This window comes from Halopseudomonas sp. (assembly GCF_036961105.1).
Classification (GTDB): Bacteria; Pseudomonadota; Gammaproteobacteria; order Pseudomonadales; family Pseudomonadaceae; genus Halopseudomonas.
Map to the genome: position 1 here is coordinate 178,181 of NZ_JBALWW010000004.1, position 15,518 is coordinate 193,698.

Genomic DNA, 15,518 nt, shown 5'->3' on the forward strand with positions numbered 1-15,518 from the left:
GCACCTATTGCCATCTCACTGCTGGTCAAGAACCCTGTCGCGGCTGAACACGGCGAGATTAATTTCCATGACATTGGTGATTACCTAAGCCGCGAAGAGAAGCTTGAGAGGATCGAAGCTTATGGGAGTATTGCGGGCATCAATGCTGCGAAAGGCTGGAAAGTCATTGTCCCCGACGATCATGGTGACTGGCTCGCACAGCGCGACCAAAGCTTTGTCGAGTTTTTAGCGATGGGAAGTAAAGCTCGTGATGGTTCGATCGCTCTTTTTGATGGCTACACAAACGGGGTAAAAACGAATCGTGATAGCTGGGCATATAACTCCTCACGAAAAGCGGTTTTAGGCTCCATGAAAACAATGATCAGCTTTTACAACAAAGCGCTGGAGGGCTCGATGGATGGAGACATCAATGATGCCTCCAGAATTGGCTGGTCTTGGGTGCTTCGTAGTAGATTTGATAGAGGCCTGACCGGAGCGTTTTCACCAGCCAAGACAGTGGTTGCGACCTACCGCCGTTTTGATAAGCGATGGATGTATTACGATGGCTTTTTCAACGAAAATAGATACCAGATGCCCAAGCTTTTTCCTGAGGGAAATGAAAAAAATCTCGTTATCGTTATCAAACAGCGATGGTCAGGAGAAGGCCAAATTGCACTGATAGTTGATGGTGTAATAGATGTTCAATCGGATGGAGGTACGCAGTGCTTTCCCATCTATCTCTATGATGATGCAGCGCAGATTTCAACAAATGACCTCTTTGCCGAGCCAGCTGAACGCGGTTTACGCCGTCGCGACGCCATCACTGACGCAGGCCTGGCTCACTTTGAGAACTCCTACCCCGGTGAGCAGATCAGCAAGCAAGACCTGTTCTACTACGTCTATGGCATCCTCCACTCGCGGGATTATCGCGAGCGCTTCGCCGATAACCTGAGCAAGGAGTTGCCGCGCATTCCGGCAGTGAAAATGGCTGCTGATTTTTGGGCCTTCAGCAAGGCCGGTCGCGCCCTAGCCGATATCCACCTGAGCTATGAAACGGCCGAGCTGTACCCGTTGGCTGTCGAGTCTAAGAGTAAGCTGACTGATTCCGAATACCGGGTGGAAAAGATGAGGTTTGCTAAGAAGAAAGACTCGCAGACCGGCAAAAGTGTCAATGACCGTAGCACGGTGATTTATAATCCACACATCACTATTAAGGGCATTCCCGAAGCGGCGTGGGACTATGTGGTCAACGGCAAGCCCGCATTGGAGTGGGTGATGGAACGCCAGGCCGTGCGTACCGATAAAGCCAGCGGCATCGTTAATGACGCCAATGACTGGGCCATTGAGACGATGGGTAATCCGAGATACCCCTTGGAACTGTTTCAGAGGGTAGTCACTGTCAGCATGGAAACTCAGAAAATAGTGAACAACCTGCCTTCTCTAGATATCTGATTTCAGCTGACAACAATGGGCGTCGGTTGATGGCTATTTTTGACCTGGCTTATCAGCTGCAGGATTGCAGTCTGCCAGGCGAGGCAATAGCAGTGCAGGGTCGCAGTCTAGCGAGGAAGCGATCCTGTACAGTTTCTCGACTGTGATGCTAACCTCTCCGCGCTCAATACGACCCATATAGCTACGGTCGATATTGCAAATAAGCGCAAGCGCATCCTGAGAAATCCGCCGAGTTTTTCTCTGCGTCCGGATCCGTGCCCCTAGCGCTTTTGCCAGTTGCTCCATAGCGGCCTCAATGTGATTTGAGGAAGAACTATCCGGTGTTTGCGGACATGGGGGCCACGGACTATAATCCGCATTCCTTTTTTACCCTTGGTTGCCCGCATGAAATCTGCCTCGTTCCTCTTCGACAGACGGCTTCACGAGCTACTCCAAGAAAGCGGGTACACGCAATTCACTACTCGTGATTTGAGGGATGCTTATGCCGAGCGTCTTGAAGAGGGGGCCTACAAGCTCAGCGATGTGCGCCTTTTTGTGTATGAGCAGATCAGACGGATGATTCGCGTCGGTTGGCTCGTGCCTGACGAGCAGCAGCGAAAGAGAGGCCAGATCTACCATGTGCAACCATTTCCGAAGCGTTTAAAGCTTGAGTTGGCCGATTGCGCCTTTGAGCGAAGCGGGAGAGTTTCAACCAAGACTGATCAGGCCCCTTTGAAGAGCGGAGCCGCAACGGCGTCGACGTCATCACAGGGTACCGAGCAGCATGTCAGGAGCTTGCTAAAGGAAGTGCGGCTGGATTTTCTAGCTGCGATGGGGGAAGCGGAGCGTTATAAGCAGTTGCTGGATGACATGCCTCAATTAAGGGTCAACGTGGAAGCGGACTATCTTGAGGCGCGGGACCGCGGCTCGCGGCTCTTAGGCCATCTCCGTGCTGTGGAAAAGACACTCAAAGCGCTTGAAGCCTCACAATGATGTCTTCATTACGAAGATGGCAAACCCGTTGCATTGAAAAAGCACTGAAACAATTCACCATTTCGCGACATTTTTTCTGCCAAGCCACGCCCGGCGCAGGTAAGACTCGAATGGCGGCAGAGCTAGCCCGCTGCCTGTTAGAGCAAAACAAAATTGATCTGGTGCTCTGCTTTGCGCCATCGTGCCAAGTTGTTGAGGGCTTTCGCTCGACCTTTGCCCAGGTGTTAGGCAAGCGGCTGGATGGCCACCTAGGCGCTGTAGGTGCTGCGCACACATACCAGGCTATGGATTATCGGGATGAATCGTTCTGGCGGCTTTTAGACGATTATCGAGTATTTACAGTATTCGATGAAATTCACCACTGCGCTGGCCATGACCCTCTGCTCAGCAATGCTTGGGGACAGCAGATTCTGCAGCGGGTTCAGGATCGAGCCGCTTTCACCCTCGCGCTCTCAGGTACGCCATGGCGTTCTGACGATCGAGCAATAGCTCTGGCCCGTTATTCCTCACCAGAAGGTAAGCTGATCTGTGATTATCGCTATGGCTTGACTGAAGCAATAGCAGAGGGCGTGTGTCGATCGCCTCGTATTATTCTCCTGGACAATCAAAAGGTCACACTTATAGAGGAGCCAGTGGCTGAACCGGCCATCAGGCTATTCCCTAGTATCGCCACGCTGCTTACGGAGTCCCCAGTTACTTACGAGAGCCTTCTGCGCCATGATGAGGTAGTCGATCAGATACTCAGGCTAGGGTGCGCAAAGCTGAACGAGGTTCGCCGAGCTAAGCCAGATGCTGCGGGACTGGTGGTTTGCACAGATATAGAACACGCCCAGCAAATAGCAAATGCTTTGAAAGCACGGGGTGAAAGCTGTTTGGTCGTTACCAATAAAACGCCGGACGCTCAGCAGGTGATCAGTTCTTTCAGGCATAGCGATGGGCGCTGGATCATAGCGGTGGGGATGATTAGTGAAGGAACAGACATCCCTCGTCTGCAGGTATGTTGCTATTTGAGTCGAATCCGTACAGAGCTTTATTATCGTCAGGTGTTGGGAAGGGTACTGCGTAGAACGTCTGAAACTGATGAACAAGCTTGGCTTTTCATGCTGGCGGAGCCGACTCTCAAGAGCTACGCAGAGCGAATAGCTGAGGATCTACCGGAGGATCTGGCTGTTCTTAGTCAATTTGAGCTAACAGCTACCTCGCCCGAGTCTTTTTTGTCTGATCCCGACGCCGGCCGCCTTGCAGAGGTCGATCAAGGCAGCCAGGAATTTGGCTCATCGAGAAGCGAACCTGATGCTGAAATGGCTCCGGCTTTGGATAGCCCAAGCTACCAAGTAAGTTTTTCTCCGTACTATCGAGAGCTCTTGTTGGCGTGCTTCTGATATCTAAAAATCACTGTCTTGGCGTTTAAAAAGCAGGACGCTCTTTCCCTACACTTGCATGGACGCTATGAGTTTTCTCTCACGGAACCGCGTCAGACGGGGCGGGTTCTACCCCGTTACTGCATGGCGCCCCAGCGATTATTCTGCACGAGCTGATGTTTGTGATGAGCTACTCGGTGCGCGTTGAGCAGGATGGGGACGACTGGTTACGCTGCACAGAGATGCTCAACAGCGTGGAAGAAGTGGTGGCAGAGTTGAACGCAAGGGCAGAAATTGACGGAGCGATTATTAATACCTTCGATCTGGTTACGCCCGTAGGTTTGTATGTTCGTCAATTGCACCAGTTGGAAAGGCTGGAGATGATGTCAGTTGAAACCTGGGACATAGCAGGCTACCCGTGGTTTGATCTCCGGTGTGAAGTTGAAGACGATATTGCCTAAAACTTCGTACCCATCGCTGCGCCGGGTGCGGTCGCACGGTCAGATGTAATTTATCAAGAATCCGATCAGGGTCACCGCGTGTATCTCAAGTAAAATCCGACTACTTTCAAGTATCGGCCTTCGATGTCGGAGGCCACGGAGGAATAATGACGCTACCTCACGAACGTACCCGGTCTCTCATCCAGGCAGGAGAACTGCTGCAAGAGCTGTCCAAAGACCCCGCTCTGGCAGAAACAATCAGGAAGCAAGCGACAGCAGTGCTGCGTCACTATCCGTCTAGGGATGAGGTATTACAGATCGGGAAGCGCGACGAGATGGCCGATAACGTATTCGGCCCGCTTCTGTCATCTGATGTCGAGTACCGATGAAGCTGTTGCCATGGTGGTGACGGCTTCCACTCATCGCGAGCTATTTGCCGGGACGTTGAGCGGGGACCTAAATAGCTCAGACCTCGTCCAAGAAAGGCCCGCTGCGTAGGTCGATACTGACGCCAGCTCTCACTCTGCGCTTCGGCTTAGTAGAGGCGAGCCGCTGTTCGGTTCCGTCAGGATATTCAGCGACAATAAATCCACCTTTAGAGAGCACTACCGTGAGGCCAGACCGTTTTGCCGTCTCGTAGGCCAGCCTAGTAGCCAACGCCGCCTGGCCGGGGATCTGGTCTTCAAGCTCCTGAATGGCTGCCTCCGAGAGCGTATGCCCGGTCGCATTTGTCATAACATCCTTCGTGCCAGTAGGTTAAGGACCAGTTTCAACAATCCTTCATAACGTACCATGTTGAGATTCGATTCTTCGAGCCCGATTAGCATTACATAGATCCTCAGAAATAGGAGGCACCTAGAAAAGGCGCGACTAGATCTCCGATTATGGGCAAAAAGGTGCGACCTCCGCTGCAGCAGAGGTTTGCATCAAAAAAGAGGTGCGACTAGAACCTGCACTCAGTCGTCTGTGACCATTCCGAACCGTTCATTCTCCTCGTGGGAATCTTGATCTTTTCCCATATCGTTCTCTATGTCAATGTGCAGGCCAATTTTTGTAAACCTATATAAAACAATAATATATCGACTAAATAATCAATCCTATCTGCTTTAGCTACGTTGACAACTGTCATCCGGATCGCTTCCTTCATTGATTCCCGCCAAGATCCCACAATCGGTTGCTTCGCGCTTATCCGAGCAACGCCCTCTCAATGCAACAAGCTGCCTCTCAAGTTCATGTAGCACAGTTATCTGCGATCGCACGTAACCAATGTGGTCATCGAGCATCGTGTTCACCGCTGCACAAGGCTGGTGAGGATCGGCCTGATAGCTTTGGAGGTCATGAATCTCTGCCAGTGATAGGTTCAGGATTCGGCAGCGACGAATGAAAGCGAGCCGTTTGGCATGTCGCTCGGTATAGATACGATAACCGTTGTCCTGTCGGCTTGGCGGGTCAAGCAGGCCCTGTCGTTCATAAAACCGAATCGTTTGGGTGGCGATACCTGCTGCCTCTGCTAACTGACCAATACGCATCGTGCTTACTCCAAATCTCAACCGGTGAATCCAGCTCCCTTGACCTTATAGCCACTACATAGTTTTAACTATCACAATTCTATTTCTGGTCCAACTGGAGGCGTACTGTGGGAAAAGAGCGTGGTGACTCATGTGGTTGTGAGGCGACGCCTGCAAATGGCCCCGATATGCTGGTGTCCGGCGATGCGTCAGTTAGCGTCTTTGCCGTGCCGAAGATGGACTGCCCATCGGAAGAACGAATGATCCGCTTGGCGCTGAATAGTTTTCATAATATTCGAGCGCTCTCCTTTGATTTGTCGAATCGACGGTTGACGGTCGTGCACGATGGGGAGGTCGAGCCTATAACGGCAAAACTGAGGACCCTGGGGTTGGGCGCATCTCTTCAGAAAACAAGCACTGCCGACTCAGGGGCGGTCACTGCTGCCATATCCTCTGCAACCTCGAACGCTCAAGAGTCTGGCACTCTGCGCTGGTTGCTCGGCATCAATGCGATCATGTTCCTAGCCGAAATGACCGTAGGCTTGATCGCCCAGTCTGCTGGGCTGATTGCTGACTCGCTGGACATGTTTGCCGACGCAGCCGTCTATGGTCTTGCTCTCTATGCCGTAGGCCGCAGTTTGCGGTTGCAAACACGCGCCGCTCATGTTGCTGGCGTGCTCCAATTGGTCTTGGCTCTTGGCGTGTTGATGGAGGTGGGGCGCCGTTTCCTGTTTGGCAGTGAACCTGAGTCCCTGGTCATGATGATCGTTGGCTTCATTGCATTAATCGCTAACACCGTTTGCCTGTTGCTGATATTCAAACATCGTGAGGGCGGCGTGCATATGAAGGCCAGCTGGATATTTTCAGCCAATGACGTGCTGATCAATCTGGGCGTTATCACCGCAGGTGCATTGGTCGCCTGGACGGGCTCCAGCTATCCGGATCTGATTATTGGCACGATCGTGGGTCTTATCGTACTCAACGGTGCCCGGCGCATTCTGGCGCTCAAGGCGTGATGTTAGCTGCAAATAAAACGATTATCCGCTGAGTTGTCGCGGAAAACGGTACGAAGGTACTGCGTGGCAACGGCACTGCCGCGTTTGATAACACCGGGGCGATCAGCACAAGCGTGACGTTTACGGCGATCTTGCCTATAGCTGCAACCTGTCGTCCAGCTTCCGAAACTGACATAAAAGTAATTTTAAGCTCATTTTTCCGTCAGCAAGGTCTGATAATCTAGGCTGTATCAACTGACCGGAGAATATGTAGAACGGGATCTGTTACGTCCTCTTCGCATGCTACTAGCCATAAACTTATGATTACGTGTCGGAACTTGTTTCTTGTTTTTCTCATGATCCTTGCGCTTCCCTTTACCGGGACGGCGCAAACCATGACGCTCGACACGCATCATGCCATGAACCAGTCGAACCTTGCTTCCAGCGTCGTTGCGTCCGAAATGGTCATCTCTGCACATGACTGTTGTGCACAAGACGCCGCCTCAGTCTGCGAAAACGGTCAAGAATGCAAAACCAGTAGTCTGTTTCAGCTCGCGTTCGGCAAGGTCACTGTGCCGGCGCTCAGCCCACGCCCCTCTGTCTCCCTTCCTGGTCAGGTCCCGACTCGCGCACCTGACATTGTCTGGCATCCTCCCCGTAGCTGATTTCGCTCGTGTCCCCTAGTTTCGCCTGACCCCTTGGGGTGGGCGGTTAAGGCATGCCGATGGCGTGCGCTAGAACATCAACGGAATCGAAGATATGAATTACCGAATCCTCGGGGTGCGTTTGTACGCAGCTGCCTTGTCGCTCGGCCTTTTGGCTGTGCCCAGTACCTCGGCAGCGCTCACTCTCGAAGAAGCCATCAGTCTGGCTGAGCGGGAAGCCCCTTCATTGGCTGCGCGCAGTGCAAACCTTCAAGCCGCTCAAAGTTCGGTGGCCCCGGCGGGTGAGCTACCGGACCCAAAGTTGAAGCTTGGTCTCCAGAGCCTCCCTGTCGAAGGTGAATCCAGCCTGCGATTGGGCGCTGAGCCCATGACTATGCAAATGATCGGCGTTATGCAAGAGGTTCCTAACCGGGCCAAGCGACGGGCACGCGTAGAAACCGCTGAAGCAACTGTGGCATTGGCGCATGCCCAGCAAAAAATCGAACGCCTTAAGGTTCGTCAGCTGACAGCTGAGGCTTGGATTGCCACGTTGGCAGCGGAGCAAAAGCTGAGCATTTTTGACCAGCTCTATGCAGAAAATCGTCTCTTATCTCAGGCCGTTAAAGCAAGAATCGCTGGTGCTCGCGGAATGGCGAGCGATAGCGTTCTACCAAAGCAGGAAGCGGCTCTTTTGGCCGAACAAGAAGATGTGCTGGTGCGCAACGAAGCTGTTGCCCGTGCGGAGCTGCAGCGCTGGATTGGCGAGGCTGCTAGCGTGCCGCTGGAGGGAAGCTGGCCAGTGTGGCGGGGTGATCTCGATCAATACCGGCACAATCTTGACCGCCACCCCGAGCTGTTGGCCTTCGATCCTATGAGTGACCGCGCTGAGGCGAAGATTGCCGAAGCCATTTCGGATAAAAGGCCCGACTGGGGGTGGGGCGTGGATTATCAACATAGGGGGGGCGGGTTCGGCGACATGCTCAGTCTCAGTGTCAGCTTCGATCTGCCGGTGTTCGCAGGTTCCAGACAAGAACCGAAAATCGCCGCTGAGCGCGCCCGTCTGGCGGAGCTGGAGGCCGAGCGGCAAGCAAGGCTGCGCCTGTATAACCAAGAGCTTGCAGCCGATGCGGCAGAGCTGCAACGGCTCAATCGAGCGCTTTCTCGATTCGATGAAACACTGCTCCCGCTCGCTGAAGAAAAGGTGCGTCTGGCCATGGCGGATTACCGGTCCGGAAATGGTGAGCTCATCTCCGTTATTGATGCACGGCAGGAGCTCGTCGAAATGCGCTTGCGCCGTGTGGATCTCGCCCGTGACCGCTCTCTGACCAACGCCCGCTTACATTTCGCCTATGGAGACATCCAGCCATGACATTTCGAATCAAGCGACTGGCTTTGCTGATTAGCCTACCCATGCTGCTGAGTACAGGACTAACCGGGCTAGCTCTAATGGCAAGCAACGCCGAGGCTCAGCCTGCCGAGCAGAACGAGCGAGAAGTTCTTTATTGGTACGATCCGATGTATCCGCAACAGCGCTTTGACACACCGGGTCCCTCTCCTTTCATGGATATGGAGCTTCTGCCGCGTTATGCCGACGAAAGGGGCGATGGCGCATCGATGATCATCGACCCCGGTGTAATGCAAAATCTGGGAATGCGGATCACCTCGGTCACACGCGAACCTATCAGTCAGACCGTCGAGGCGGTTGGCATCCTCGCTTTCGATGAGCGTGACGTCGCTATTGTGCAGGCACGCAGCGGTGGCTTCGTCGAGAAGGTCTACGATCGAGCTCCGGAAGACGTGATAACGAGAAACGCTCCGTTGGCCGATCTCTTCGTACCTGAATGGGCAGCTGCGCAGGAAGAATATCTTGCTTTGCGCAGCATAAACGAACCGCAACTGGTCGCTGCCGCTCGCCACCGTCTTCGCCTCGCTGGCGTTCCATTTGACGCTATTGCGCAACTTGAGCGCAGCGGCAAAGCCAGATCAACCTGGACTATAACCAGTCCCATCGGGGGCGTACTTCGCTCGCTCGACGTCCGTGAAGGAATGACGCTGTCTGCCGGCGCATCACTTGCGCGCATCAATGGGCTGGAAAATGTCTGGCTGGAAGTTGCCGTTCCTGAAGCACAGGTGGCCAACCTGAACGTTGGTCAAACCGTCGAAGCCAGGCTACCCGCCTACCCAGGCAAGAGCCTGGAGGGTTCTATCGAGGCCGTATTACCGCAGGCCAACCTGGATAGCCGAACGGTACGGGTTCGGATAGAACTACCCAATCCTGATCAGCGCCTACGCCCTGGTATGACCGCAGACGTCACGCTGAGCCGCGATAGAAATGAGGCGCTGGTTGTGCCCACCGAAGCACTGATTCGAACCGGTCGGCGCACGCTTGTCATGCTCGCTGAAGGTGAGGGCAAGTTCCGCCCGGTAGAGGTTCGAGTCGGCCGTGAGACCGAAGACAAAACAGAGGTGTTGGCCGGTTTGGAAGAAGGCCAGCGAGTGGTGGCCTCAGGGCAATTCTTGCTTGACTCTGAAGCTAGCCTGCGGGGGTTGATTGCCCAGCAGGATCAATCGACGCAAACCACAGAAGCAGCCTTACACGAGGCCGAGGGCACCATCGTGAGCCTGGAAGACGATATGGTCGGCTTGTCCCACGGTCCGTTCAAGACACTGAACATGCCCGGCATGACGATGGCGTTCCCTGCCGCAGACAAATCCTTGCTCGAAGGACTTACCGAAGGAGATCGCGTCCGGGTGGGCGTTAGCGAAAGCGACGAAGGCCTTCTTATTGAGCAGATCGAACAACTCGGGGGCGGCCATGATCACTAACATCATTCGATGGTCGGTAACCAACCGATTTCTGGTATTGCTTGGCACGCTGTTTTCAGTTGCCTGGGGCATATGGTCAATACAAAACACAGCCGTTGATGCTTTGCCTGATCTGTCCGACGTTCAGGTCATCATCCGCACGCCCTATGCCGGTCAAGCCCCACAGATCGTTGAAAATCAGGTCACCTACCCGCTGGCGACAACCATGCTATCGGTACCTGGGGCGAAGACCGTGCGGGGCTATTCATTCTTTGGCGACAGCTACGTTTATGTGCTCTTCGAGGACGGGACTGACCTTTACTGGGCGCGCTCTCGGGTCCTTGAGTACCTCAGCCAGGTTCAAAGTCGCTTGCCCGACGGAGCCGCTCCAGCACTTGGCCCGGATGCCACCGGAGCAGGCTGGGTTTATCAGTATGCCTTGGTTGATCGTACCGGCCAGCACGATCTAGCCCAGCTGCGCTCGTTGCAAGACTGGTTCCTGCGCTATGAACTCAAGACTCTCCCAAACGTGGCCGAGGTAGCGGCGATCGGGGGGATGGTCAAGCAGTACCAGGTGATGCTCGACCCAGTGCGCATGGCTAACCGCCAGATAACGCAGCAGCAAATCATACAGGCGATCGACGGGGCCAACCAAGAAACAGGCGGGAGCGTACTAGAACTCGGAGAAAGCGAGTTTATGGTCCGCGCTTCGGGTTATCTCGCTTCGTTAAAGGACTTTCGCGCTATTCCACTGCGCTTAGATACGAATGGTGTGCCGGTAACACTCGGTGACGTCGCGCATATTCAGCTTGGCCCGGAAATGCGCCGTGGGATTGCCGAACTGGACGGCGAAGGCGAAGTGGTGGGCGGTGTAGTGATTCTGCGAAGCGGAAAAAATGCCCGTGAAACCATTACCGCCGTGCAGGCCAAACTGGAAGATCTCAAGAAAAGTTTGCCCGATGGGGTCGAGGTGGTCACCACTTATGATCGCAGCGAGCTGATTGATAGCGCCGTAAAGAACCTCAGTTATAAGCTGCTGGAAGAGTTCATCGTCGTGGGGTTGGTGTGTGCCTTGTTCCTCTGGCATTTACGTTCATCGTTGGTAGCGATCGTGTCGTTGCCGGTTGGTATATTGATCGCTTTTATCATCATGCAACGACAAGGCGTCAACGCTAACATCATGTCCTTGGGTGGCATTGCGATCGCAATCGGCGCCATGGTCGACGCCGCTATCGTAATGATTGAAAACGCGCATAAACACATCGAAGCGTGGCATAAGAACAATCTCAACAAGAAGCTTGAGGGCGCCGAGCACTGGAAAGTAATAACCGATGCCGCGATCGAAGTTGGTCCGGCTTTGTTCTTCAGCCTGCTTATCATTACGTTGTCATTCATTCCGGTGTTCACGCTGGAAGCTCAGGAAGGGCGATTGTTTGGCCCGCTGGCATTCACTAAAACCTATGCCATGGCTGCAGCCGCAGGGCTCTCGGTCACCCTGGTCCCGGTGCTGATGGGGTACTGGATCCGTGGGAAAATCCCTGATGAACATCGTAATCCCATCAACCGTGGACTTGTCCGGGCGTACCAGCCAGCCCTTGAAGCAGTGCTCCGTTGGCCGAAGGTCACCATAGCAGTCGCTATAGTCGTTTTCCTTACAGCTCTCTGGCCGATCTCTCGCCTGGGTGGAGAGTTTTTGCCGTCAATGGATGAAGGCGACCTGCTCTATATGCCGACTGCGCTACCGGGTCTGTCGGTTCAGAAAGCGTCAGAGCTTCTGCAACAAACTGATCGCATGATCAAAACCGTTCCGGAAGTGAAGCGGGTCTTTGGTAAGGCAGGTCGTGCCGATACCGCAACCGATCCCGCGCCTTTGACCATGTTCGAGACAACCATCCAGTTCAAGCCGAAAGACCAATGGCGACCAGGCATGACGCCGGAAAAATTGGTAAAAGAGCTGGACCAGGCGGTGAAAGTTCCAGGACTGGCCAATCTCTGGATCCCACCCATTCGGAACCGCATGGATATGCTGGCCACCGGGATCAAAAGCCCGATCGGGGTCAAGGTATACGGCGCGGACCTGGCCCAGATTGACAAGGTGACCCAATCCGTTGAGCGCGTCGCCAAGACGGTCCCGGGCGTGAGCTCAGCTGTCGCCGACCGCATCACCGGCGGACGCTATATTGATGTCGACATTGATCGAGCCGCAGCTGCGCGGTATGGGCTGAACATAGCTGATGTGCAGTCCATCGTGGCTGGTGCGGTCGGCGGTGCCAATATCGGCGAAACCGTCGAGGGGCTGGCCCGTTATCCAATCAGCCTGCGTTATCCGCGCGAATGGCGTGATTCGCTGAGCGATTTACGTGATCTGCCGATCTACACCCCGCAGGGAAGTCAGATCACCCTGGGCACCGTGGCGCAAGTCAAGGTGACAGATGGCCCGCCGATGCTCAAAAGCGAAAATGCCCGACTCACCGGCTGGGTATACGTTGATGTGCGCGACCGGGATATGGCGGCGGTGGTGGATGATCTGCGTACAAGGATTGACGAGGAGGTGACGCTTGAATCGGGCATGAGCATCAGCTACTCGGGGCAGTTCGAGTTCATGGAGCGCGCCAACGCCAAACTGAAACTGGTCGTACCGGCCACCCTGTTGATCATTTTTGTGCTGCTTTATCTGATTTTCAACAGGTTCAGCGAAGCCTTGTTGATCATGGCAACACTCCCGTTCGCCCTGACCGGCGGTGTCTGGTTCCTGTACCTGCTTGATTACAACCTTTCGATAGCTACCGGTGTCGGCTTCATTGCGCTGGCAGGGGTGTCGGCCGAGTTCGGCGTCATCATGCTGCTGTACCTGACCAATGCCTGGACCGAGCGTCAGGGTGCGGGACGTACCGATAAACGAGCTCTACTGGAAGCGATCCGTGAGGGCGCCGTGCAGCGAGTTCGGCCCAAGGCCATGACTGTGGCGGTTATCATTGCTGGTCTGCTGCCAATCCTGCTCGGCAGTGGCACCGGTAGTGAAATCATGAGCCGTATAGCCGCGCCAATGGTTGGCGGCATGATCACCGCACCTCTTCTGTCCCTGTTTGTACTCCCGGCTGCTTATCTCTTGATGAGGCGCCGATCCATTGAGCAAGCCAAACCACAAGTTGGAGATTCACAATGAAAACGAAACTGGCACTCATTCTTAGCCTGGCACTGACTCCGACAGCCTTCGCCGATGAGATGAAGGGTATGAAAATGAAGCAGAGCATGCCCATGGGTAACATGAAAATGGAGCAAAGCGGTTCTACCGCGAAGACAGCGAAGGCAACGGGTACTGTTCGCAATATTGATGAGGAAAAAGGAACCGTCACCATCGCCCACGGCCCCGTACCGGAACTTGACTGGCCACCCATGACAATGGGGTTTAAAGCTACGCCTGGACAACTTGAGCAGCTCGGTGAAGGTGATGAAGTTGAGTTCGAATTCGCATCCCAGGGGATGAATTCATCCATCACTTGGATCAAGCAATTGTAACCATGCCGATGGCTACCGCCAGCTGGTGCGGTAGCCCGGCTAGCTGAACGTTACGCAACTGTAAGGATCCCAACAGCTTGTCGTCAGCCTTAGCCGGGTAATCTATAGCCATTCCCAACAATGAGGTGAAAAATGAATAAACTAACTACAGTAATTATCTCGCTAGTTCTGGCGTTCGCGTCTTCAGTAGCGATGGCGGAAGATGGCAGTGATTATGCGCTGACTAGCGTACCCCGTACTCAGGCGCCAAAAATGCTGCAGGAGTCGCCGCAGCAAAATCAGCAACTAGCCAAGAAGCAGTTGAAAGTTGAGCACTGAGCCTAGCGACACAATATCCGCCCGAGGGTTTATTGGCTGCCGTCATTTGAGTAACAACGCGGCTCGCTACAATGAACCTTGGTGCAGCGTTGGTAAAACTTGCTGAGTTTGGTCCACGCAACATATCGTTCAGGCATCGAAAAGGCGGTTGCAGAAGCTGAGGGCAACACAGTCATATAGGCCACCAACTCGAAGCGCTTGCTACCGGGAAACAGCTTTCGTGTCGGTCGACAAGCCTGGCGACGGGCCTCCATCTGTTGCTGAGCCACGCCGGCCGAGTGGCCATCACTGGTATCTAGATTGCGGCGCAGCTCCCTGCTGATGGTCGAAGGGATCAGGTAATCTTACCCAGGCTCAAGCCTTGGGCATGGCCGATTTATATGTTGGCGCGATCTTCAACGCTGAGTTCGGAGTAAGACGTAGCGGCAGCACCGTACCGGAAAGGTCAGGTGTTGCACTCGGTTTTTGCGCCCGCCCCGTTAAAGAAGAAAGCCAATTGAATCATCCTTCGTTTCCTCGGCACTTCGTGCCCGAGGCACGGTACTCAAGTATTTTCAGATCCCCGTTGGAATCCTTGTATGTCATCTGGGCAGGCATTACGCCGCAGCCAATACGTGTCGATGTGATATGTATGACACGCTCGATATCCAGGTTCATTCCATAGCGGTAGTGAGCAATCTCCGGAGGGCCTTGGTCAGTTGATAATGCATGCTCCTTCCATCTATTTTCGTTCTCTTTAATCATAGAGCCATAAACGGGATCGCTGCTGCCGTCTGCCATTACGAACGAAGACATAAAAATGACAGGAAATGCAGCAATTTTTGATCGAATGCACATGCGTGTCTGCCTATAAAAAATATCCAGAGCAGATGGTGTCACATTATACCTGTCACCAAGGTGACACAGACATTACATTGGATTAATGCCAACACGGACTACTGACGAACTCATCAAAATGCTTTGATACCACGGGCCCTCAAGACTTCTCGTATACAAGCTGAATCACACCGGGTTTTATGGAGGCCATTTCGTTTAAGTCAGGCCGCCATGGCCTGACCGGATTGTTGCTGGTAGAAGTTTGCCTCAGCTTCTGCCGGGGGTATATACCCAATCGAGCTCAGCAACCGCTGGTGGTTGTACCAGTGAACCCATTTTAAAGTGGCGATTTCCACGGCTTCGCGACTACGCCAGGACTGCCGATAGATCAGCTCCGCTTTGTATAACCCGTTGATGGTTTCAGCCAAAGCGTTGTCATAGCTATCGCCTTTGCTGCCTACAGAGGGCTCTATGCCGGCCTCAGCGAGACGCTCCGTGTATCGGATGGAGACGTATTGGCTACCCCTGTCGCTATGGTGTATTAGGCCGTCCATGCGGCTCGGCTGTCGAGCGTGCAGCGCTTGCTCCAGGGCATCCAGAACGAAGTCTGTTCGCATGCTGTTGCTCACCCGCCAGCCAACGATTCGCCGGGCAAAGACATCGATCACGAAGGCGACGTAGAGCCAGCCTTGCCACGTTGAAACATAAG

The 15,518-nt window shown here is 54.0% G+C and carries 16 protein-coding genes and 1 pseudogene; 11 read left to right on the forward strand and 6 right to left on the reverse strand.

What is annotated here, in order from left to right:
* Positions 1 to 231: 231 nt before the first annotated feature.
* Complete coding sequence (locus V7756_RS19120; RefSeq protein WP_442908968.1) at positions 232 to 1,431, forward strand: type ISP restriction/modification enzyme; 1,200 nt, start codon at positions 232 to 234, stop codon at positions 1,429 to 1,431.
* A 33-nt stretch (positions 1,432 to 1,464) separates the two neighbouring features.
* Here V7756_RS19120 and V7756_RS07175 read toward each other — a convergent pair whose 3' ends face one another.
* Positions 1,465 to 1,716, reverse strand: a complete 252-nt coding sequence (locus V7756_RS07175) for a helix-turn-helix domain-containing protein (protein WP_335609469.1) — start codon at positions 1,714 to 1,716, stop codon at positions 1,465 to 1,467.
* Positions 1,717 to 1,815: 99 nt separating this feature from the next.
* On the opposite strand from V7756_RS07175, the gene V7756_RS07180 reads away from it, so the two are divergent.
* From V7756_RS07180 to V7756_RS07195, 4 genes are all read left to right on the forward strand, one after another.
* Complete coding sequence (locus tag V7756_RS07180; RefSeq protein ID WP_335609470.1) at positions 1,816 to 2,403, forward strand: hypothetical protein; 588 nt, start codon at positions 1,816 to 1,818, stop codon at positions 2,401 to 2,403.
* Complete coding sequence (locus tag V7756_RS07185; RefSeq protein WP_335609471.1) at positions 2,400 to 3,785, forward strand: DEAD/DEAH box helicase; 1,386 nt, start codon at positions 2,400 to 2,402, stop codon at positions 3,783 to 3,785. Before V7756_RS07180 ends, V7756_RS07185 begins: the two co-directional genes overlap by 4 nt.
* Positions 3,786 to 3,949: 164 nt before the next feature.
* Positions 3,950 to 4,225: a hypothetical protein gene (locus V7756_RS07190; protein WP_335609472.1), complete on the forward strand. Its 276-nt coding sequence runs from the start codon at positions 3,950 to 3,952 to the stop codon at positions 4,223 to 4,225.
* A 146-nt stretch (positions 4,226 to 4,371) separates the two neighbouring features.
* Positions 4,372 to 4,593, forward strand: a complete 222-nt coding sequence (locus tag V7756_RS07195) for a BPSL0761 family protein (protein ID WP_335609473.1) — start codon at positions 4,372 to 4,374, stop codon at positions 4,591 to 4,593.
* A gap of 76 nt (positions 4,594 to 4,669) precedes the next feature.
* On the opposite strand, the gene V7756_RS07200 is transcribed toward V7756_RS07195, so the two are convergent.
* Together V7756_RS07200 and cadR are read right to left on the reverse strand one after the other, a co-directional pair.
* Positions 4,670 to 4,939 (reverse strand): hypothetical protein, encoded by a 270-nt coding sequence (locus tag V7756_RS07200; RefSeq protein ID WP_335609474.1) that lies wholly within the window; start codon positions 4,937 to 4,939, stop codon positions 4,670 to 4,672.
* A gap of 371 nt (positions 4,940 to 5,310) precedes the next feature.
* A complete protein-coding gene (gene cadR / locus V7756_RS07205) occupies positions 5,311 to 5,733 on the reverse strand; it encodes a Cd(II)/Pb(II)-responsive transcriptional regulator (protein ID WP_169405902.1) in 423 nt (140 codons plus the stop codon).
* Positions 5,734 to 5,900: 167 nt separating this feature from the next.
* Between cadR and V7756_RS07210 the strand changes: the two genes are divergently transcribed.
* The 6 genes from V7756_RS07210 (at position 5,901) to V7756_RS07235 (ending at position 13,993) form a co-directional block, all read left to right on the forward strand.
* Positions 5,901 to 6,728 carry a cation transporter gene (locus tag V7756_RS07210; protein ID WP_442908971.1) on the forward strand — a complete coding sequence of 276 codons (828 nt, stop codon included), beginning with the start codon at positions 5,901 to 5,903 and terminating at the stop codon, positions 6,726 to 6,728.
* A 738-nt stretch (positions 6,729 to 7,466) separates the two neighbouring features.
* Positions 7,467 to 8,720 (forward strand): TolC family protein, encoded by a 1,254-nt coding sequence (locus V7756_RS07215; RefSeq protein WP_335609476.1) that lies wholly within the window; start codon positions 7,467 to 7,469, stop codon positions 8,718 to 8,720.
* Positions 8,717 to 10,177, forward strand: coding sequence for an efflux RND transporter periplasmic adaptor subunit (locus V7756_RS07220; RefSeq protein ID WP_335609477.1), 1,461 nt, complete (start codon positions 8,717 to 8,719; stop codon positions 10,175 to 10,177). Before V7756_RS07215 ends, V7756_RS07220 begins: the two co-directional genes overlap by 4 nt.
* Positions 10,167 to 13,322 carry an efflux RND transporter permease subunit gene (locus V7756_RS07225; RefSeq protein WP_335609478.1) on the forward strand — a complete coding sequence of 1,052 codons (3,156 nt, stop codon included), beginning with the start codon at positions 10,167 to 10,169 and terminating at the stop codon, positions 13,320 to 13,322. The genes V7756_RS07220 and V7756_RS07225 overlap by 11 nt, the downstream gene beginning before the upstream one ends.
* A complete protein-coding gene (locus tag V7756_RS07230) occupies positions 13,319 to 13,675 on the forward strand; it encodes a copper-binding protein (protein ID WP_335609479.1) in 357 nt (118 codons plus the stop codon). Before V7756_RS07225 ends, V7756_RS07230 begins: the two co-directional genes overlap by 4 nt.
* 132 nt (positions 13,676 to 13,807) lie before the next feature.
* Complete coding sequence (locus tag V7756_RS07235; protein ID WP_335609480.1) at positions 13,808 to 13,993, forward strand: hypothetical protein; 186 nt, start codon at positions 13,808 to 13,810, stop codon at positions 13,991 to 13,993.
* A gap of 173 nt (positions 13,994 to 14,166) precedes the next feature.
* On the opposite strand, the pseudogene V7756_RS07240 reads toward V7756_RS07235, so the two are convergent.
* The 3 genes and pseudogenes from V7756_RS07240 to V7756_RS07250 form a co-directional block, all read right to left on the reverse strand.
* Positions 14,167 to 14,369, reverse strand: a pseudogene (locus V7756_RS07240) (IS30 family transposase); the annotation flags it as partial.
* 125 nt (positions 14,370 to 14,494) lie between these two features.
* Entirely contained in the window at positions 14,495 to 14,830 is a 336-nt protein-coding gene (locus V7756_RS07245; protein ID WP_335609485.1) for a DUF2790 domain-containing protein, read from the reverse strand.
* Between the two features lie 200 nt (positions 14,831 to 15,030).
* Positions 15,031 to 15,518, reverse strand: a 488-nt coding sequence (locus V7756_RS07250) for an IS3 family transposase (protein WP_335609481.1), incomplete at its 5' end; no start/stop codon positions are given.